The organism is Cryptocyanus atlanticus LEGE 06306 (assembly GCF_056633155.1).
The window spans coordinates 40,875-59,916 of the sequence record NZ_JBSJOZ010000002.1 but is presented as its reverse complement, the minus strand read 5'-3'; the positions used below and the strand labels follow the sequence as shown (position 1 = coordinate 59,916).

15 protein-coding genes are annotated in these 19,042 nt (G+C 70.6%); 11 read left to right on the top strand and 4 right to left on the bottom strand.

Annotated elements, in window-relative coordinates:
* Positions 1–38 precede the first annotated feature (38 nt).
* The 6 genes from ACWJI7_RS03025 to ACWJI7_RS03000 all read left to right on the top strand — a co-directional run bounded on the left by ACWJI7_RS03025 (position 39) and on the right by ACWJI7_RS03000 (position 5,560).
* Positions 39–446, top strand: a complete 408-nt coding sequence (locus ACWJI7_RS03025; RefSeq protein ID WP_479935252.1) for a hypothetical protein — start codon at positions 39–41, stop codon at positions 444–446.
* Positions 447–633: 187 nt separating this feature from the next.
* Positions 634–1,395, top strand: coding sequence for a proteasome-type protease (locus ACWJI7_RS03020; protein WP_479935250.1), 762 nt, complete (start codon positions 634–636; stop codon positions 1,393–1,395).
* Positions 1,396–2,139 (top strand): alpha/beta hydrolase, encoded by a 744-nt coding sequence (locus tag ACWJI7_RS03015; protein ID WP_479935248.1) that lies wholly within the window; start codon positions 1,396–1,398, stop codon positions 2,137–2,139. It abuts the gene before it with no gap.
* Between the two features lie 4 nt (positions 2,140–2,143).
* Complete coding sequence (locus tag ACWJI7_RS03010; protein WP_479935246.1) at positions 2,144–2,761, top strand: molybdenum cofactor guanylyltransferase; 618 nt, start codon at positions 2,144–2,146, stop codon at positions 2,759–2,761.
* A gap of 20 nt (positions 2,762–2,781) precedes the next feature.
* Positions 2,782–3,876 carry a GTP 3',8-cyclase MoaA gene (locus tag ACWJI7_RS03005; RefSeq protein WP_479935244.1) on the top strand — a complete coding sequence of 365 codons (1,095 nt, stop codon included), beginning with the start codon at positions 2,782–2,784 and terminating at the stop codon, positions 3,874–3,876.
* A 79-nt stretch (positions 3,877–3,955) separates the two neighbouring features.
* Complete coding sequence (locus ACWJI7_RS03000; protein ID WP_479935242.1) at positions 3,956–5,560, top strand: B12-binding domain-containing radical SAM protein; 1,605 nt, start codon at positions 3,956–3,958, stop codon at positions 5,558–5,560.
* A gap of 43 nt (positions 5,561–5,603) precedes the next feature.
* Here the strand turns inward: ACWJI7_RS03000 and ACWJI7_RS02995 are convergent, their stop codons facing one another.
* Entirely contained in the window at positions 5,604–6,176 is a 573-nt protein-coding gene (locus tag ACWJI7_RS02995) for a cysteine hydrolase family protein (protein ID WP_479935240.1), read from the bottom strand.
* A 131-nt stretch (positions 6,177–6,307) separates the two neighbouring features.
* Between ACWJI7_RS02995 and ACWJI7_RS02990 the strand changes: the two genes are divergently transcribed.
* The 3 genes from ACWJI7_RS02990 to ACWJI7_RS02980 are packed head-to-tail and all read left to right on the top strand — an operon-like array spanning position 6,308 to position 9,638.
* Positions 6,308–7,714 (top strand): type I glutamate--ammonia ligase, encoded by a 1,407-nt coding sequence (locus ACWJI7_RS02990; protein ID WP_479935238.1) that lies wholly within the window; start codon positions 6,308–6,310, stop codon positions 7,712–7,714.
* Positions 7,711–8,217: a GNAT family N-acetyltransferase gene (locus ACWJI7_RS02985; protein ID WP_479935236.1), complete on the top strand. Its 507-nt coding sequence runs from the start codon at positions 7,711–7,713 to the stop codon at positions 8,215–8,217. The genes ACWJI7_RS02990 and ACWJI7_RS02985 overlap by 4 nt, the downstream gene beginning before the upstream one ends.
* A gap of 56 nt (positions 8,218–8,273) precedes the next feature.
* Entirely contained in the window at positions 8,274–9,638 is a 1,365-nt protein-coding gene (locus tag ACWJI7_RS02980) for an APC family permease (protein ID WP_479935234.1), read from the top strand.
* Here ACWJI7_RS02980 and ACWJI7_RS02975 read toward each other — a convergent pair.
* From ACWJI7_RS02975 to ACWJI7_RS02965, 3 genes are all read right to left on the bottom strand, one after another.
* Positions 9,627–11,045, bottom strand: a complete 1,419-nt coding sequence (locus tag ACWJI7_RS02975; RefSeq protein ID WP_479935232.1) for an adenylate/guanylate cyclase domain-containing protein — start codon at positions 11,043–11,045, stop codon at positions 9,627–9,629. The two genes, ACWJI7_RS02980 and ACWJI7_RS02975, sit on opposite strands and share 12 nt — an antisense overlap.
* Positions 11,045–13,309: an FdhF/YdeP family oxidoreductase gene (locus ACWJI7_RS02970; RefSeq protein ID WP_479935230.1), complete on the bottom strand. Its 2,265-nt coding sequence runs from the start codon at positions 13,307–13,309 to the stop codon at positions 11,045–11,047. The genes ACWJI7_RS02975 and ACWJI7_RS02970 overlap by 1 nt, the downstream gene beginning before the upstream one ends.
* 125 nt (positions 13,310–13,434) lie before the next feature.
* Positions 13,435–14,652, bottom strand: a complete 1,218-nt coding sequence (locus ACWJI7_RS02965; protein WP_479935228.1) for a hypothetical protein — start codon at positions 14,650–14,652, stop codon at positions 13,435–13,437.
* Between the two features lie 113 nt (positions 14,653–14,765).
* Between ACWJI7_RS02965 and ACWJI7_RS02960 the strand changes: the two genes are divergently transcribed.
* Both ACWJI7_RS02960 and ACWJI7_RS02955 read left to right on the top strand, forming a co-directional pair.
* Positions 14,766–16,406: a mechanosensitive ion channel family protein gene (locus ACWJI7_RS02960; protein ID WP_479935226.1), complete on the top strand. Its 1,641-nt coding sequence runs from the start codon at positions 14,766–14,768 to the stop codon at positions 16,404–16,406.
* 456 nt (positions 16,407–16,862) lie between these two features.
* Positions 16,863–19,013: an HAD-IIB family hydrolase gene (locus tag ACWJI7_RS02955; RefSeq protein ID WP_479935224.1), complete on the top strand. Its 2,151-nt coding sequence runs from the start codon at positions 16,863–16,865 to the stop codon at positions 19,011–19,013.
* The last annotated feature ends 29 nt before the right edge of the window (positions 19,014–19,042 follow it).

Sequence of the window (19,042 nt, the reverse complement as noted above, 5' to 3'; positions counted from 1 at the left end):
CCCGGTCCGGGCCAGGTTGAAGCACCCGTCCCGAGCCGATGCCCTTCCGCCCCTGCCGCACCCTGGCCATGGCCCTTGTGCTTCTGGCCGCTCCGGCGGTGGCGGCCGAACGGCTCAGCACCGTTCCCGACCGGTTCCGGGGCATCTGGATGGCCGAGGCCCAGCACTGCTCGGCGGCGGCGACGGATGAGTCCTGGCTCCGCCTCGATGCCGAGGCGATCTCCTTCTACGAGAGCGGCGGCCCGCACCTGGCGATCGTGGGCGAAAGCCCGGTGCGGGCCGCCCAGCAGGCTGACCCGGACACCCTGGTGCTGGTCAGCCAGCTGGGCGGGGAAGGGACGACCTGGCTCGATCTGCGGGAGTTGACGCTCTCTCCCGATGGACGGGGGCTCACCATGCGGATGGTCGGGGTGGAAGGGGCGGTGCAGCGGGTGCGCTGCCCCTGAACGGGGCCCGGTCCCCGGCGGGGATGCCGCCGCTCTCACCCGCCGCCGCACGGGGGGAGGCTGGCGGCCAGAAAGGCCGGGCGGACGTCGTCACGCCGGACCGGCGCCAACATCCCCGCCCCGGAGTCGGCGGAGCATCGATCCGATGGGCACGAGCCTAACGTTGCCTGCCAGCCGCCCCCGAGGGATGACCTACTGCGTTGGAATCCTGCTGGCGGAGGGCCTGGTGCTGGCCTCCGACTCCCGCACCAACGCCGGGGTCGACAATTTCGCCACCTACAGCAAGATGGCCAGCTTCGAGCGGGCCGGCGATCGGGTGATCGTGCTGCTGAGTTCGGGCAATCTGGCCACCACCCAGGCGGTGATCAGCCTGCTCCGGCAACGGGGCGAAGCCGGGGGCGGGGCGGGCTCCGACCCGGAGGCGGACGCCGCCCCCCCCAGCCTCTGGAGCGCCCGAACCCTGTTCGATGCCGTGCTGCTGATCTCCGATGCCGTGCGGGACATCCACCGGCGGGACGCCCCCTATCTGGAGAGCAGCGCCACGGCCTTCAACGCCTCCTTCATCGTGGGCGGCCAGATCAGGGGCGAGGCGCCACGGCTGTTTCGCATCTATTCGGAAGGCAACTTCATCGAAGCCGGCGAGGACACCCCCTTCCTGCAGACCGGGGAGGCGAAGTACGGCAAGCCGATCATCGACCGGGTGCTCGACCCCGGCACCACCCTGGCGGAAGCCACCAAGTGCGTGCTCGTGTCCTTCGACTCCACGATGCGCAGCAACCTGTCGGTTGGCATGCCGATCGATCTGATCAGCTACGAGCGCGACAGCCTCCGGCTGAGCCGGAGGCGCCGCTTTCTCGAGGGGGACGCCTACGTGAGCAGTCTGAGCGCCGGTTGGAGCGCCGGGGTGCGCAGCGCCTTCCGCGATCTGCCCGATCTGGAGTGGGACTGAATGCCCGCCCGCCTCGGTGTTCTGCTCCTGCACGGCTTCACGGGCACTCCGGCCTCGTTCGACCGGCTCGAACCACCCCTGCGGCAGCTGGGTCTGCCCCTGGCGCTGCCGCTGCTGCGGGGCCACGGCGCCCCCTCCCCCGAGGCCCTGAGGGGGGTGGGGTGGACCGACTGGGTGGCGGACGGCGAGGCCGCGCTGACAGACCTGCAGCGCCAGGCGGAACGGGTGGTTGTGCTGGGCCACTCCATGGGTGCCCTGGTGGCCCTGACGCTGGCCGCCGACCATCCGCAGCGCATCGACAGCCTGGTGCTCGCGGCCGCCCCGATCCTGCTCGCCTCCCCCCTGGCTCCGGGGCGGCCGCTGCAGGCGCTCGCGCCACTGGTGCAGCGGCTGTGGGACAGCTGGTCGATTCCCAAGACCTATGCGGATCCGGCCCAGGGGGCCTGCGATCACAGCTACGCCTGGGCGCCCATGGACGCCGTCAGCACGATGCTGGAGTTCTCCCGCCGCAGCCGCAGCCGCCTGGGGGAGGTGCGCGCCCCGGCGCTGATCCTGGAGAGCCGCCGCGATGGGGTGGTTGCTCGCGGCAATGAACGGGCCCTCTGGAACGCACTCGGCACCCCGCCGGAGCAGAAACGCCTCGTCCGCCTCGAGCGCTCCCACCACGAACTCTTCCGGGACTGCGACCGGGGGGCCGCCATCGAGGCCGTGCTCGCCTTCGTGGGGGAGCGACTGAGAGCATGAGGGGATGACCCTCCCCCCATCGCTGCGGGCCTGCCTGCTGAGCGGCGGCGAGAGCCGACGCATGGGAACCGACAAGGCCCTGCTGCCCCACCCCGCCGGCGGAACCTGGCTGGAACAGACCCTGCGACAACTGGCGCCGCTGGGGGCGCCGATCACCCTGCTCAGCCGGCACCGGGGGCACGGGCGGCTGGCGGGGGAGCTGGGCCGGCGGGAGGGGCTGGATCTGGAGGTGATGCTGGAGCCGCCGCCGCAGCAGGGTCCGATGCTGGCCCTCACCCGTCTGATGGCCCGCCACCCCGGCGAGCTCCTGCTGCTGGCCCCGGTAGACATGCCCAGGCTACGCAGCGCCACGCTGCGGCAGCTGATCGCCGCGGCCGCCGGCAGCGTCGATCCGAACACGATCCACCTCGCCCACGACGGGGAGCGGCTGCAGCCCCTGCTCGGGCTCTACCCGGCCACCCCCACCAACCGGGCCGCCGCCGAGGTCTTCACCGGCCGCGGCGGCCGCAGCCTGCTGCGCTGGCTGGAGCAGACCCAGGGCTACGTCGCCGTGGGGCTCGATCCCGCCGAGATGGTGAACGCCAACACCCCCGACGACTGTCCGCCGCCTGCGCCAGGCTGAGCGCCTCGCGCCGGGCTGCCGTGCCCCTGAATGCCCCACCCCTGGATCGCCTCGGCCGGCCGACCGGGGTGCTGCGGCTGTCGCTGACCGCCCGCTGCAACCTGGCCTGCCCCTACTGCTGCCCCGACCTCGAAGATCCCCCCGAGCTGCTCACGGCCGGAGAACGCCTCCTGCTGGTGGACGCCGCGGCGGAACTGGGCTTTCGGCGGCTGCGCCTCACCGGCGGAGAACCCCTGCTGCACCGGGGCCTTGAGGCGCTGGTGGCCGGCCTCCGCTCCCGCCGGAACCCCGGCGAGTCGCCGGGCGCTGACCTCGAGGAGATCGCCCTCACCACCAACGGGGTGTTGCTGGACGCCGAGCGGGCCCGATCCCTGCGGGCGGCGGGGCTGGACCGGCTCACCGTGAGCCTCGATGGCACCGACGGGGCCAGCGTGGCGCGGATGGGTGGCCTGGCCGGGGGAGCCACCGCGGGTGAAGCGCTGCTGGCCCGGGTGCTGGCCGCCCTGGAGCACGCCCGCGCCGCCGGTTTCGATCCGGCGGCGGGCCAGCTCAAGCTCAACGCCGTGGTCGCCCGCGGCCGTAACGACGACCAGCTGCTGCCCCTGGCCGGGCTGGCCCGGCGGCTGGGGATCGAGCTGCGGCTGATCGAATTCATGGATGTGGGCAACCGCAACGGCTGGAACCTCGAGCAGGTGGTGCCGGCGGCCGAGATGCTGGGCCGGATCGGTGCGGTCTGGCCACTGGAGCCGGTGGGCCGGCCGAGCCACGGCACCGCCGGCCGCTGGCGGTACCGCGACGGGGGGGGGGCCGGCGGTCCCGGCGGGAGCCATCTGGCCGTGGTGGCCTCGATCAGCGCCCCCTTCTGTGGCGACTGCAACCGCCTGCGCATCACCGCCGACGGCGTGGCCTACACCTGCCTGTTCGCCGCCACCGGTCTCGATCTCAAGCCCTGGCTGCGGCCGCGGCCGGAACGGAACGCCCTGGTGGAGCGGATGGGCAGCCTGTGGCGGGAACGCCTGGATCGCTACAGCGAGGAGCGCCGCCCCGGGGCGGACCCACCCGGTCGGACCGCGCCGGCAGCGGCCCACGCCGAGATGGCCTACCTGGGCGGCTGAGCCCTGACAGCCGGGGCGGCTCTGGCTAGGGGTGAGAGGAGCACCATGCCCTGCCGGGGCCATCCCCCCGGAGCCCCCCATGCATGCTCTTCTCCTCTACCCCACCTTCCCCAAGACCTTCTGGAGCTTCGACACGGTTCTGGAGCTCGTGGGTCGCAAGGTTCTGCTCCCGCCCCTGGGCCTGATCACCGTGGCCGCCATGCTCCCCGAGGCCTGGGAGCTGAAGCTGGTCGATCACAACGTGCGCGAGATCAGCGCGGCCGAGTGGGACTGGGCCGATCTGGTCATCCTCTCGGCGATGCTCGTGCAGAAACGGGATCTGGCCGCCCTGGTCCATACCGCCAAGGAACGGGGGTTGCCCGTGGCCGTGGGCGGACCCTTCGCCAGCTCCACCCCCGACGCCCCCGAACTGGCCGAAGCTGATTATCTCGTGCTCGATGAAGGGGAGATCACCCTGCCGGCGTTCCTCGCGGCGCTCGAGCGGGGCGAGCGGGGCGGCCGGTTCAGCGCCGGGGGGGAGAAACCCGATGTCACCGGCACGCCGGTGCCGCGCTTCGACCTGCTCGAGCTCGGGGCCTACGACGCCATGGCGGTGCAGTTCTCGCGGGGCTGTCCGTTCCAGTGCGAGTTCTGCGACATCATCGTGCTCTACGGACGCCGGCCCCGCACCAAGACCCCCGAGCAGCTGCTGGGGGAACTGGATGCCCTGTACGGGCTGGGCTGGCGGGGGCAGGTGTTCCTGGTCGACGACAACTTCATCGGCAACAAGCGCAACGTGCACCGGCTGCTGCCGCCGCTGCTGGAGTGGCAACGCCGCCACGGCTTCGCCTTCTCCTTCCTGACCGAGGCTTCCGTCGATCTGGCCGCCGATCCGGTGCTGATGGAGCGGATGGCCGCCTGCCGGTTCCGGCGCGTCTTCCTGGGGATCGAAACGCCTGACACCACCAGCCTGACCACGGCCGGCAAGGTGCAGAACACCCGGGGCTCCCTCGAGGAGGCGGTGGCGACGATCACCGCCCACGGGCTGCAGGTGATGGCCGGCTTCATCCTCGGCTTCGACGGTGAACGGGCGGGAGCCGGGGATCGGATCGTGGGATTCGTGCGCGCCACCGGCATTCCGGTGGCGATGCTCGGGGTGCTGCAGGCCCTGCCCGGCACGGCCCTCTGGCACCGGCTGGAGCGGGAGGGCCGGCTGCTGAACGGGAGCGGGGACTTCGACGAAGGGGTCCAGACCCACCTGCTGAATTTCCGCCCCAGCCGGCCGATGCCGGAGATCGCAGCCGAGTTCGTATCGGCCTTCACCCGGCTCTACGAGCCCCGCCCCTATCTGGAGCGGGTCTTCGCCTACTGCCAGTCGCTGGGGCTGCCCCGCTGGCTGGAGGATCCGGCCTGCCCGCGGCGCTGGTGGACCCAGCTTCCCCGGCCCTCGGAAGCGACCGGGGTGCTGGTGCTGCTCTGGCGCCAGGGGGTGCGGCGCGAGAGCCGCTGGCTGTTCTGGCGCCAGCTGCTCCGCATGGCACGGCAGCGTCCCCAGCTGCTCGGCGACTACCTCAGCCTTCTGATGCTCAACGAGCACTTCCTCGATTATCGCGAGGTGGTGCGTGCCGACGTGGAGGCCCAGCTGCGCTGGAGCGACAGCCAGAGTGATGGCCAGCCGGCCCCCTCCCTCCTTTCGCTCGGCTGAATCCGCCGCTCGACCCCGTCCTCCGCTGCTCGGAATCCACCGTTCAGCCGAACGTCGCCGCCCAGGCCGCCACCTCCAGCTGCCGGCAGTAACCGCTGAAGCACTTCAGAGCCGCCCGGTGGCGCTCGAGCGTTTCGGCCATGCAGGCGTCGGTGAGGCAGGTCACGCAGTAGCCGCGATCCGCCGCGTCCTTGACGGTGTGATCGATGCACTGGTCGGTGAGGATGCCGGCCACGAGCAGCGCGTCGATGCCGAGGTTGCGCAGCAGGTAATCCAGGCTCGTGGAGCTGAACGGCGAGGAGGAACTCTTCGGCAGCACGAGTTCCTCCACCAACGGCGCCAGCGGATCGATCACCTGCGCCTCCCAGGAGCCGGGCGGGAAGCCCAGCCCACAGCGCTTGTAGTCGAGGCTCCGGTCCCGGCCGTCCGCCGTGAGGTTCTCGATCACGGTGTGGATCACCTCCACCCCAGCCGCGCGGCAGAGCCGCAGGGTGCGCTCAGCCTGGGGCAGGGTGCGCTCACGGAACAGGCGATCGAACTGGGGGCGCCGCAGGGCCTGGGCCGGGCCGCAGGTCCCGTTCTGAAGATCGACGAGCAGGAGGGCGGTGCCGGCCATGCTGTGATCCTCCCAGCCCCGGGCCCGATCGCGCCGGCACCGACCGACCGGCGGGCCGGGATGGTCCTGCCGACCCGCGCCACCCAGGGCGGACTCCGGCGATGATCCGCTGCACTCCCCACGGCCCGCCCGTGCCAATCCCGATCCACCGCCCCGACTCCGGCGAGGCCCCCGGCCAGCGCCAGGAGGAGGAACTCCAGGCCGCCGCCCTGGTGGCCACCCTGCTGGAGCAGGGCCTGCGCCGACTGGCGATCACCTTCGTGACCCATGGCGGCGCCGTGCTGGCCAAGGGGGTGCCGATCCAGCGGCTGCCGCAGGTGGCCCACGCCGGGGTGGGGTTCTCGCCGGTCTCCGACGCCTTCGGCGCCACCGGCGGGATCGATCCGCTCCAGTCGCTGGCCCGGCCGGACGGCGACCTGCGGCTGGTGCCGGATCTGGCCAGCCTGAGGGCCCTGGACCCCGGCCGGGGCTGGGCCTGGGCCGCCGGGGAGCGCCGCAGCCCGGATGGGGAGCCCTATGACCTGGATCAGCGCCGGTTCTGCCGGCGCTGGCAGCAGACCCTGATGGAGCAGGGGCTCGCCCCCCTGGCGGGCTTCGAGATCGAATGGATGGTGGGACGGCCCGACAGCGATGGCCTCTGGCAGGCCGCCGTGGCGGGTGGCCCCTATGGCGCCGACCGGCTGGTGGAGGGACTCGATTACCTCTCGGCCGTGGCGGACGCCCTCGACGGGGCCGGCCTCGACTGGCTCCAGCTCCACCCCGAGTACGGCGCCGGCCAGTTCGAGCTCTCCCTCGCCCCGGCCCGGCCCCTGGAGGCCGCCGACCGGCTGGTGGCCGCCCGGCTGGTGATCCAGCGGGTGAGCCAGCGCTTCGGCTGGCGCTGCAGCTTCAGCCCGCTGGTGGACCCCGAGTTGGTGGGCAACGGCGGTCACCTGCACCTGAGCCTGAAGCGGGACGGACGGCCCCTGCTCGGGGGCGGGATGGGGGTGGCCGGCCTGACTCCGGAGGGGGAAGCGCTGCTGGCGGGCCTGCTGGCGGAGCTGCCGGCGCTGCTGCCCCTGGCCTGCTCCCTGGCGGTGTCCTACCGGCGGCTGGCGCCCGGGCGCTGGGCGGCTCCGTTCCAGGTGTGGGGGGTGGAGAACCGGGAGGCGGCCCTGCGGCTGATTCCGGCCTCGGCGGCGGGGGAGCCCTCCCATCTGGAGCTCAAGGTGAGCGACCTCAGCGCCAACCCCTACCTGCTGCTCGGCGGCGTGATGGCGGTGATCGAGGCGGCGCTGCGGCGCCCCCGTCCCCTGCCACCGCCGGTGTCGGGAGATCCGGGTCGCGGCGAGGGCGCCGCCCCGCGGCTGCCGGTGGACCTGGCCGCCGCCACCGCGGCGTTCGAGGCCAGTGCCCTGCTGCGGGACGCGATGGGGGAGCGGCTGCACGGCACCGTGGCCGAGACCCGGCGCTCGGAGATCCGCCGCAGCCAGGGCCTGGACCAGAACGCCCTGATCGCCTCCACCCGCTGTTGGCCCCTGGGGGAGGTGGGGCCGTGACGACGCGGATCGCCCTGGTGGAGGTCGAGGCCCGGGCGATCGACGCCCTGCTGCCCTTCGTGCGCGACTTCTACAGCCATTTCGGCTACGCCTTCTCGGAGGCCCGCAAACGGGAGCTGCTGCTGGCCTTGCTCGACGATCCCGGCGCCGGCCGGCTCTGGTGGGTTGAGGTGGGCGGTGAACCGGTGGGCTACCTGCTGCTGGCCTTTTCCTTCAGCCTGGAGATGGACGGCCGCATCGCCTTCGTCGATGAGCTGTTCATCGCCCCCTCCGGCCGCTCCCGGGGCGCCGGCGCCCGAGCCCTGGCCCTCGCCGAAGCCGCCTGTCGCGCCCTCGGAATCGGCACCCTGCGGCTGGAGGCCGAAGCCGACAATCCCCGCGCCACCGCCCTTTACCTCCGCCAGGGCTACGGCGACCTGGGCCGGCGACTGCTGAGCAAGCCCCTGGCCCTGGATCCCCCCGGGCCCCCCGGTCGGGCGGATCCGGGCGAGCGATCCCCCTAGGCTCATGCCCGCCGCCGCCGCCTGTGGACCCCAGCCGGCCAGACCCGCAGCCGAGCGTGCCCGCGGAAGGCGGCCTGCTGAGCATCCTCGGCGTGAGCTTCGGCATCGCCGGGGCGGTGGGAGGCACGATCGGAGCCGGCATCCTGCGGACCCCGGGGCTGGTGGCGGCCGAGCTGGGCAATCCCGGGCTGATGCTGGCCGCCTGGCTGGCCGGCGGCCTCTATGCCCTGCTCGGCGCCGTGGTGGTGGCGGAACTCGCCGCCGCCCTGCCGAGCGCCGGGGGATGGTACGTCTACGCCCGGCGGGCGGGGGGGGATCGGGCCGGCTTCGCCGTGGGCTGGATCGACTGGCTGGGCCACTGCGCCGGCCTGGCCTGGGTGGCCGTGACAATCGGCGAATACACCCTGGCCCTGCTGCCGGGCCTGCCGATCGGCGGCAAGGCGATCGCCGTGCTCACCCTGGTGGGGTTCGCCCTGATCCAGCGCCAGGGGCTGGAGGCCGGCAGCCTCAGCCAGAAACTGCTGAGCACGGCCAAGGCCCTGGCCTTTCTGGCCCTGATCGGGGCCTGTTTCCTGCTCGGCCCGTCGCGGGGTCTGGAGGCCGCCGGGCTGGGCGGAGGCGGAGCGGTCCTGGCGGCGGCAACGGCCTCGCCGGCGGCGGCCCTCTCCTTCGCCGCCGCCGCGGTGCTGGCGCTCCAGGCGGTGATCACCACCTACGACGGTTGGCACAGCCCGATCTACTTCGCCGAGGAGTTCGCCACACCGGCCACCGACCTGCCGCGCTCCCTGATCGGCGGGGTGGTGGCGGTGATCGGGCTCTACTTCCTGGTGAACCTGGCCCTGCTCCAGGTGTTGCCGCTGGGGGCGATCGCCGCCTCCAGCCTGCCCCTGGCCGATGCCGCCCGGCTGCTGTTCGGTCCCCTCAGCGGCCAGCTGATCACCGCCCTGGCGCTGGTGTCCTGCTTCGGGCTGGTGAATGCGGTGATCATGGCGGCGCCGCGGGTGCTCTACGGCCTCAGCCGCGACGGTCTGCTTCTCCCCCCCCTGGCCCGGGTCAACGCCGGAGGGACCCCCATGCTCGCCCTGCTGGTCACCACGGCGGCCACGACCCTGCTGGTGGCCTTCGGCGCTTTCGGGGTGCTGCTGGGCCTCACCTCCTTCCTCTACGTACTCCTCTATCTCACCGGGATCGCCGCCCAGGTGGTGCTGCGCTGGCGGGAGCCCGAGCTGGAGCGCCCGTTCCGCGCCTGGGGCCACCCGCTGCCGGCGGCGATCGTGGGCCTGGGCTCGCTGGCCTTTCTGGTGGGGGCGGCGCTGAGCGACACGACCAACAGCCTCTGGGCCCTGGGCCTGATCGGCCTCAGCCTGCCGGCCTGGCTGCTGGCGCGCCGCTGGCAATCCACGCCGGACTCAGCCCCCTGAGGGCGGGGCGGGATCGCGCGGACCCTCCAGCCAGAAGGTGGCCATGGGGCCGACTCCCTTGATCGGCACCAGCCCGCGGGCCTCCAGGACGTAGCTCCCCCTGAGCTGATCGCAGACTGGGGTTGAGACCTGGATACGGCCGGGCAGGCCGCTCGACTCCATGCGGCTGGCGATGTTCACCGTTTCGCCCCAGAGGTCGTAGATGAATTTGTGCGTACCGATCACCCCGGCCACCACCGGCCCGGCGTGGATGCCGATGCGCAGGCGGAGCGGCTCGCCGAAGGGCGTGCTGACGGCGGCGATCACCCGCCGCATGTCCAGGGCCATGGCGGCGATCGCCTCGGTCTGGCCCGGCGTCGGCGTCGGCAGACCCCCCACCACCATGTAGTTGTCGCCGATGGTCTTGATCTTCTCGACCCCGTGGCGGTCGCTGAGCTGGTCGAACGCGGTGAACACCCGGTTGAGCAGATCGACCAGGGCATGGCAGGAGAGCCGGCCGCTCAGTTCGGTGAAGCCGACGATGTCGGCGAACAGCACGCTCACCTGGGGGTGGGTCTCGGCAATGGTGAGCTGCCCCTGTTTCATCTGCTCGGCGATCGGGGCCGGCAGGATGTTGAGCAGCAGCCCCTCGGCCCGGTCCCGCTCGCACTGGGCACTCCGCTCGGCCTCCTGGCGCCGCCCCATCTCGGCGCTCGTGCGCAGGACCGACTGGTTGAAGGCCTGCTCCACGTCCCCCACCTCGTCGTCGCGGCCGGCGGGCATCAGGTGCCGGGCGGGCTCAATGACGCCGCCCGCGCCCAGGGCCAGCCCCGCCTCCCGGAGGTGGTCGCGCAGATCCAGGATCCGGCCGATCACGAGCCGGTGCATCACCAGCATCGTGATCAGGGTAAGGAAGGCGGCGATCCCCAGCACGATCAGACAGATGTTGAGGATGTAGCCGAGCAGGCCCTCCCGCAGACCGGCAGCGTCGTGGCGGATCACCAGCAGATGGTCGCCCCCCAGGCTGGAGCTGGTCCAGACGGCGTCGTAGGTCCCCAGCAGGGGGAACCACCGGCCCCGGGCCCCGCTTCGGAGGGCTTCGGCGGAGGACAGACGGGGCGGTTGGCCGAAGGCCCCCAGCAACGCGCCGCTCGACTGGCGGTAAAGGGCGGCCCCTTCGATTCCCTGCAGCATGGCCGGGTCCTGCAGTTGCTTCACGCCGGTGAGCAGGGCGGCCGTGGAGGATCCCGCGCCGGTGGCCAGCAGCCATTCCACCTTGCCGTTGGTGACCGCCCGCAGCTGCTCGGAGAGCCGCTCGGCCTGGCGGAGCACCGAGGGCACCAGCACGATCGCCTCCACCACCAGGAAATTGAGGAAGATCCAGAAGGCGATCCGGCGCGAGAGGCGCGCCCGCAGCACCCCCGCCATCAGGCGCCGCGCACCAGCACCGGCGCCCGCTTGAAGGCCGGCGTGCCGCTGCGGGCATCGACGGGGGGCCGGATGATCGCGTTCACCTCCGGATAGAACATCAGCGCGGCGCCCTCGCGGATCTCGCCGGGGATGATCTCGATGGCCTCCAGCCGGCCGGCCTCGCCCTGCACCGTCACCCGCTGGTGGGCGGCCAGGCCGGAGCGGGCCAGGTCGGCCCGGTTCATCAGGATCGTCTGGCGGTGCGGCATGGCCCGGTAGGCGTCAGCGGCCTTGTACACCACGGTGTTGTGCTGGCCGTAGCTGCGGGCGGTGATCAGGGCCAGCACCAGACCGGATTCCCCCGGCGCCAGGCCGCCGAAGTGGGCCGGCTCCGGGAGCTCCAGCGCCGGCAGGGGTGTGGGCTCCATTCGTGCTTTCCCCGAGGGCGTGGGGAAGCTGGGCTGCTCGAACACCCGCCCCTCCACGCTGAACTCGCGCTGGGTGGCATCGATCTCCGCGATCGGGCCGTAGCCGGGCACGGTGCGGGCGATCAGCTCGCGGATGTAGGCGGGATCCTGCAGGCGGCCCCAGTCGATCGGATCGCTGCCCATCAGCCGCCGGGCCAGCTCGGCCAGGAAGCCCACCTCGCTGATCAGATCGGCCTGCTTGAGGTGGGTGCTGCCGGGCTCGTTGAGGCGCACGAAGTTGTTGCCCGATTCGGTGGTGGTGCGGTGGGGGGTCTCGAAGCGGTTGAACACCGGCAGCACCAGGGTCTGGCGGGCTGCCAGGCCGTGGAAGTGGCCCTGGTTGGGCTTGGTGGCCAGATACATCACCGTGTCGATGCGGCCCAGGGCGCGGCGGGCCTGCTGCGAATCGGGATTGGCGCCCCAGAGGTTGCCCCCCAGGCAGAGCAGGGTGTCCACCGATCCGGCTTCCGCCGCTTCGATCAGGGCGCGGGTGTCGTAGCCGGGCACGCGGCTGAGCGGGCGCCCCAGCAGGGCTTCGAGGGCCTGCTGCATCTCGGCGCGCAGCTTCACCGTGACGCCCATGGAGCCGAAGCCCTGCACGTTGGAGTGGCCGCGGATCGGCATCGTGCCGGCTCCGGGCCGGCCCACGTTGCCGCTGAGCAGGGCCGTGTTGGCGATGGCATGCACGTTGGCGGTGCCGTTGGCGTGGTGGGTGATCCCCATCGCCCAGGCGAACACCACCCCATCGGAGCGGGCGATCACGGCGGCGGCGTGCTCCAGTTCCTCGCGGCTGAGGCCGCAGCAGCCGCTGATCGCCTCCCAGCCGGTGCTGCGCACCTGCTCCAGCACCGCCTCGGCGCCTTTGGCGTGGGCCTTGAGGAACTCCGTCTGCACCTGGCCGGCCTCCAGCAGCGCCTTCTGAATCCCCACAAACACAGCGGTATCGCTGCCCGGCACGGGCTGCAGGAACAGCGAGGCGATCTCCGAACCGCGCAGCATCGACTTGATCGGAAAGGCGGGGGAGCCGAACTTGAGCAGGCCCACCTCCAGCACCGGATTGATCACGATCACACTGCCGCCGCGCTCGCGCAGGCGGATCAGCTCATTCATCAGCCGCGGGTGGTTGGCCGGCGCGTTGGAGCCCACCAGCACCACGCACTCCGCCTGCTGCAGGCTCTCCAGGCTCACCATCGAGGTGCCCGAGCCGAACACCTCGCCCAGCCCCACGGTGGAGGGGGCATGGCAGAGGTCGGAGCAGTCGGCCAGGTTGTTGGAGCCCAGGGCCCGCAGCAGCAACTGCAGCAGGTAGGCGGCCTCGTTGGAGGAACGGCCGGAGCTGTAGGAGGCCACCCGCTCCGGCGGACGGCGGAAGGCGGCCTCCGCCAGCTCGAACACGTCGTCCCAGCCGAGCCGCTCGTAGTGGCTGCGGCCCTCGCGCAGGATCAGGGGATGGCTGAGGCGGCCGAGGCGGTCGGCCTCCCGGGAGCTGAGCTGCTGCAGTTGCTCGATGCTGCGCTGGCCGAACACGGCCTCGGGCACCGCCGGCTGCAGTTCGGCGCCGATCGCCTCCACGCTCTTGAGGCAGCGCTGCAGGGGCTCGCCCAGCTCGTCGCGGAAGCCGCCGTTCTGGCCGCCGGTGCCCCAGGCGCAGGAGAGGCAGGCGCTCTTGTGCAGCAGCGTCTGCCAGAGCAGGGTCCCTTTCGGCGAGAGGGTGGCCCTGGCCCAGCCGTCGATCACCGGCCAGCCGCCGCCCACCCCAGGGGCGCCGGGATCAGCGGGGGAGGCGCCGGCGGCGCCGGGAACCCTGTCGCCCATGACCCGACCGGCAGAGGATTGTCACGTTAACGGAGGTACCGGGAAGGAGGCCGACGCAGGATCAGCTCGGGCCGCGAGCCCCGCCGGGCCGGGCCGGATGTCCCGGAACCGCCCGGGAGCCGCTGTCAGGACGCGCCGGGGGACGCAGCCGCCGCAGCCTGGGCCTGCCTCCGGACCTGCCGTTCCCGCCGGCTCACGGTGCAGGCCTTCCCCTTGGAGATCAGCCAGAGCTCCAGGTTCTGGCGCGGCACCGACTGGGCGTACTTCCAGCCGGAGAGATCCACCGCCTGGACCGACGGCTGCCGGTTGCCGCTGCCGCTGATCAGGGGGGCAACCCGGGCGTCCGCCTCCCGAATCCGCTCCAGGTCGGCGATCATGCCGGCGGCGAGAGCCTCGTCCGCCTTGTGGAAGAAGCGCACCGAGCTCGACTCCCCACAGCTCCGGGCCGTGGGCAACACCACCCTCGGGCTGGCCACCACGAACCAGCGGTCGGTGGACAGCTGCCCGGTGATCCGGCCCACCGCCTCGATCCGATCCGGCTTGGCGCTGTCGATGTGGACCACCACCACCGCTTTGGCCGGCTCCGCCGCCGGATCCCGGCGGGAGGCGGCATCGATCGAGGCGTTGGACAAATTGCTGAGCACCCTTGACTGGGCCACCACCCCTGCCGCCAGGGTCGAGAGGGCGGGATCACCGCCGCCGATCTCGGCCAGCTGGGAAGGGCTCACCAGATCACTGGAGGCGACCGAAAAGCCGAGCAGCTGCCGCACCAGGGTCTTGAAGGCGATGGCACTGCCGTCCCGGCATTCCGTCGGAGCGTCGGGGGGTGAGCTGTCCTCCGCGTTGCGGGGTTGGTTGGCCTTCGCACTGGTGATCGACTGGTAGTCGTAATAGCTGGTGAGGCAGGGCTCGTCGGTCTCGATGATGCGCCGCAGCACCTCGGTGGCCCGGTCGACGCTGCTGCTGAAGTGCTGCTGCTGCTGGGCGTCGGCACCGATCGGCCGCTCCTCGATCAGCAGGGCGGCGATCCGGGCCAGCAGCCGCTTGTCGAGCACACTCTGATTCACTGTCTGATCCACGTTGAGCGCGTGCTCTAGGGCCAGCAGGGAGATGTCTCGCCCCAGCTCCTGGGAAGTGAGCTTGGCGGTGAGGTTGCCCACCAGATCGGCGGCGCGGGCGTGCTGGCTGAGCTTGTTGATCCGGTTGGAGGTGATCGTGGAGATCACCACCGCCAGGACTCCGGTCAGGGCCGCCACGCCGGACATGATGTCGTTGAAGAATTTCAGCCGTCGGCTGAGTCCACCTTCAGCGGCTGGTTTCGGATCGGGCTCGGCATCGGGCATGGGGCATCGTCCGTGTCTCTCCATCCCTAGCCAGAACGGACGAACAGGACTCCAGAGATCGGCGCCGCACCCGGTACCACGCATCATGGGGCATCCCTGATTCCGGTTCCCCGATGATCCGAACTCCGGGCCGCATGCTGACGCTGTTGGCCCTGGCTCTTCTGTTGGCCGTCGCCCCCGGAGAGCATCTCCAGGCCAGCGAACAACCTTCGTCCGGCTGCGCCGATCCCCCCGCCTGGATCCGGCTGGGCGGCCGTCAGGTGCTGGAGATCCGGATGACGCCAGGGGCCCAGGATCTGCAGCAGTTCGTCCGTCGGGGCGACCGCCGACTGGCGCAGCTGGCCGACACCTATGCCGTCAAGCCGGAGCAGATCGTCGTGCGCGAGGAGCCGCCCTACTCGCTGCTGGGCATCGCCCAAGCCGACGGGAGCTTCCAGCAGGTGATGGCCGTGGATGATCGCGCCGGGGTCTGCTTCGGTGTGAGCCGCCAGGAGCTGGCCGGGCGCTATCGCGACCAGGTGGAAGCGGCCATCCGGACCTATCGCATCAACCAGACGCCGGCCTCCTGGCTGCGGGGCACGAGCCTTGCCCTGCTGGCCCTCGGGCTCTACGTGCTCTGGCTGCGGGGCCAGCTGGCGGGCAACAGCCGGGTCCGCCGCTGGATCGCCAATCCCGCCAATCCGATCATCGGCGGGGTGAGCATCGGCGGGAACCAGCTGCTGGAGAGCGGCCAGCTGCGCGGGGTGATCCAACTCGCCCGCAGTGCCATTCACTGGGGGCTGCTGGCCCTGATCAGCTATCTGCTGATTCCGCTGGTGCTGGGCTTCTTTCCTCCCACCCAGGAGCTGGCCGAGGGTCTGCGGGGCCAGATCCTGGCGCTGGTGCAGGGGTTCGTGCAGGGGGGGATCAACGCCATCCCCGACCTGCTCTCGATCCTGGTGATCCTGGGGCTGACCACCCTGCTGATCCGGGGCAGCAACGCCTGGTTCCGGGCGGTGAATCTGGGGCGTCTGAAAATTCCCGGCTTCTACCCCGAATGGGCCCAGCCCACGGCACGGCTGATCAACCTGGCCATCCTGCTGGGCGGCCTGGCGATCTCCTACCCCTACATCCCCGGCTCCGGCAGCAAGGCGTTCCAGGGGGCCGGTCTGTTCCTCGGCGTGCTGGCCGCGCTGGGATCGAGCGCCGTGGCCACCAACATCATCAGCGGCCTGATGCTGATCTACACGCGGGCGTTTCAGGTGGGTGACCGGGTGGAGATCAACGGCGTGGTGGGGGTGGTGCAGGACCGGGCCCTGCTCGTGACCCGGCTGCAGACCCCGCGCAACGAGCTGGTGAGCATCCCGAATGCCACGGTGATCAGCGCCTCGATCCTCAACTACAGCTTCTCCCGGCGGGAGATCCAGAGGCCCGTGGCCCTGGCCACCACGATCACGATCGGCTACGACGTGCCCTGGCGGCAGGTGCATGAGCTGATGTTGGCGGCGGCGGCGTCCACCCAGGGCATCACCCGGGAAGTGAAGCCCTTCGTGCTGCAGACCTCCCTCAACGATTTCCACATCAGCTACGAACTCAGCGCCTTCGTGGCGGATGCCAGCACCTACCGCGAGACCCTCTCGGAGCTGCTGGGGGCCATCCAGGACCAGTTCGCCGCCGCCGACATCGAGATTCTCTCGCCCGGCTATCACGCCATCCGCAACGGCAACCCCAGCACGGTGCCCAAGCCGGATGGGGCCCGCACCGGAGGGTCCTGAGAGGCCGCCGCCGCCAACGGACGCGACCCGAACGGGATGCCGACGAACAGACCGAATATCCCCGCCCCGGGGCGGGGTCGCAGGCCGGGCTGCGCGGGCTGGACTGCACGGGGCCATCAATAACGGAGCGGAAAGACTTGACAGAGAGCCATATTTATGCTAGATAACTGAATAGAATTGAACCATGCAGGCCTGAAACAAGCTTCGGCCAGAATAAAGTTCAGATCAAAAACTAGGCCTAGAGACACACCAATTCTGCCAAGGCAATTCAGCCAAGGAATTCAGCCTGAGAAGCGTTCCATTCAGCAAGATTGACAGCCCATCACGCCGTCCTCCATCGCCGCATCGACCGTGAACGTCCCCACGGCCCCACCTGGGCTCCGGGCTGGCGATCAGAGCAGTGGTTCTGGGTTGTGCCACCACCGACGGTCTCCACTCCCGAGCAGCAATTCCTGAATGGCTGACCAGACCCCACAGAGGCAGCTGTCGATCCTGCTGATCAGCGTTCATGGCCTGATCCGGGGGGAGAATCTTGAACTCGGCCGTGATGCCGACAATGGCGGACAGACGAAATATGTGGTGGAACTGACCCGGGCCCTCGCCCGGCAGGATGCCATCGAGAGGGTCGACCTGATCACACGGAGGGTGATCGATCCCGCGGTGAGCAGGGATTATGCCCAGCCCATCGAAATGCTGGCCGAGAAGGCCCGCATCGTGCGGATCGAAGCCGGCCCCGAGGCCTACATCGCCAAGGAAAACCTCTGGCCCCATCTCGACACCCTGGCTGACAACGTGCACGACTGGATGCAGAACCAGCCGCGCCTGCCGGACATCATTCACACCCACTACGCCGACGCGGGCTACGTGGGGGTCAGGCTGTCGCGGGCCACCGGCATCCCCCTGATCCACACCGGCCACTCCCTGGGCCGGGACAAGTGGCGGCGGCTGATGGCGATGGGCACCAGCAACGACCAAATCGAGGAGCTCTACCACATGGCCGAGCGATTCTCGGCCGAAGAAGACATCCTTGCCAATGCGGAACTGATCATCACCAGCACGCGCAACGAAGTGGAGGATCAATACGGCCTCTACGACTACTACGCCCCCGAGAAGATGGCGGTGATCCCTCCTGGCACCGATCTCGAGCTGTTTCATCCGGCCCCCAGGGGCGCGGCGGTCCCGGCCTCGTTCGGGTTCGCCTCCAGCTTGGAGCGCTACCTGAAGGAGCCGGCCAAACCGATGATCCTGGCGCTCTCCCGCCCGGACCCGCGCAAGAACATCCTCACCCTGGTGGAGGCCTATGGCGAATCTCCCAGCCTGCGGCAGCGGGCCAATCTCGTCATCGTGGCCGGAAACCGCGACGACATCCGCGACCTCAGTGACAACGCCCAGGGGGTATTCGCCGAACTGCTGCTGGCGATCGATCTGCACGAGCTCTATGGCCTGGTGGCGCTCCCCAAGCACCACAGTTCGGACGACGTTCCCGAGATCTACCGACAGGTCGCCGCCTCAGGGGGCGTCTTCGTCAATCCCGCCCTGACCGAACCCTTCGGTCTCACCCTGCTGGAGGCGGCCGCCAGCGGCCTGCCGCTGGTGGCCACGGAGAACGGCGGACCAGTCGACATCATCGGCAACTGCCGCAACGGGCTGCTGGTCGATCCCCTCGACAAGGGGGCGATCGCCGACGCCCTCGAGAAGCTGCTCACCGATCAGGAGCTCTGGCAACGCTGCGCCGCCAATGGCATCCGGAACGTCAAGACGCACTATTCCTGGGATGCCCATGCCACCGCCTACCTCCAGCGGATCCGCCCGATCACCGATCGCCATGAGGCGCTGAGCCCACCCCCCGCTCCGGCCCGCCGCACCGGGAGCGACCGCCGCCGGGCCCTGTTCACGGCGATCGACAACACGCTGCTGGGCGATGCCGAGGCCCTTCAGGAATTCATCACCACCGTGCGCCGCCACCGCCGGCAGTTCCTGTTCGGCATCGCCACCGGCCGGCGGCTCGATTCGGTCCTGAAACTGATCCGGGCCTATGGCATTCCCACCCCCGATGTGCTGATCACCAGCCTGGGAACGGAGATTCACTACTCGGCCCAGCTGATCGGCGACATCGCCTGGAGCCATCACATCGACCACGCCTGGACGCCCCAGGTGCTTCGGCGGGTGCTTGAGAGCGTGCCCGGCCTCAGGCCCCAGGGGAAAGAGGAGCAGAGCCGCTTCAAGCTCTCCTACTTCTATGACGCCGCCCTGGCCCCACCGTTAGTGGAGATTCAATCGATCCTGCGCCAGGAGGAACTCTCGGTGAACGCCATCCTCTCCTTCGGCCAGTATCTCGATGTGATTCCGGCCCGTGCCTCGAAAGGGCAGGCCCTGCGTTTCGTCGTCAATCAGCTGCGGATTCCCCTGGAGCGCAGCCTGGTCACCGGTGGTTCCGGCGGAGATGAGGACATGCTGCGGGGGAACACGCTTGGCGTCGTGGTGTCGAACCGGCACTGGGAGGAACTCTCCAACCTCAGTGAAAACGAGCGCGTGTACTTCGCCGCAGGGGCCCACTGCCGCGGCATTCTCGAAGCAATCGAGCATTACCACTTCTTCTCCAACTGATCCGGCGCAATCGCCGGCACTGCCCTGCG

Coding starts and splice junctions, on each gene's coding strand:
- ACWJI7_RS03015 (WP_479935248.1), top strand. CDS start 1,396: ATGCCCGCCCGCCTCGGTGTTCTGCTCCTGCACGGCTTCACGGGCACT.
- ACWJI7_RS02955 (WP_479935224.1), top strand. CDS start 16,863: ATGGCTGACCAGACCCCACAGAGGCAGCTGTCGATCCTGCTGATCAGC.
- ACWJI7_RS03020 (WP_479935250.1), top strand. CDS start 634: ATGACCTACTGCGTTGGAATCCTGCTGGCGGAGGGCCTGGTGCTGGCC.
- ACWJI7_RS02960 (WP_479935226.1), top strand. CDS start 14,766: ATGATCCGAACTCCGGGCCGCATGCTGACGCTGTTGGCCCTGGCTCTT.
- ACWJI7_RS02975 (WP_479935232.1), bottom strand. CDS start 11,045: ATGGCGGGGGTGCTGCGGGCGCGCCTCTCGCGCCGGATCGCCTTCTGG.
- ACWJI7_RS03010 (WP_479935246.1), top strand. CDS start 2,144: ATGACCCTCCCCCCATCGCTGCGGGCCTGCCTGCTGAGCGGCGGCGAG.
- ACWJI7_RS02965 (WP_479935228.1), bottom strand. CDS start 14,652: ATGCCCGATGCCGAGCCCGATCCGAAACCAGCCGCTGAAGGTGGACTC.
- ACWJI7_RS02995 (WP_479935240.1), bottom strand. CDS start 6,176: ATGGCCGGCACCGCCCTCCTGCTCGTCGATCTTCAGAACGGGACCTGC.
- ACWJI7_RS03025 (WP_479935252.1), top strand. CDS start 39: ATGCCCTTCCGCCCCTGCCGCACCCTGGCCATGGCCCTTGTGCTTCTG.
- ACWJI7_RS03000 (WP_479935242.1), top strand. CDS start 3,956: ATGCATGCTCTTCTCCTCTACCCCACCTTCCCCAAGACCTTCTGGAGC.
- ACWJI7_RS02970 (WP_479935230.1), bottom strand. CDS start 13,309: ATGGGCGACAGGGTTCCCGGCGCCGCCGGCGCCTCCCCCGCTGATCCC.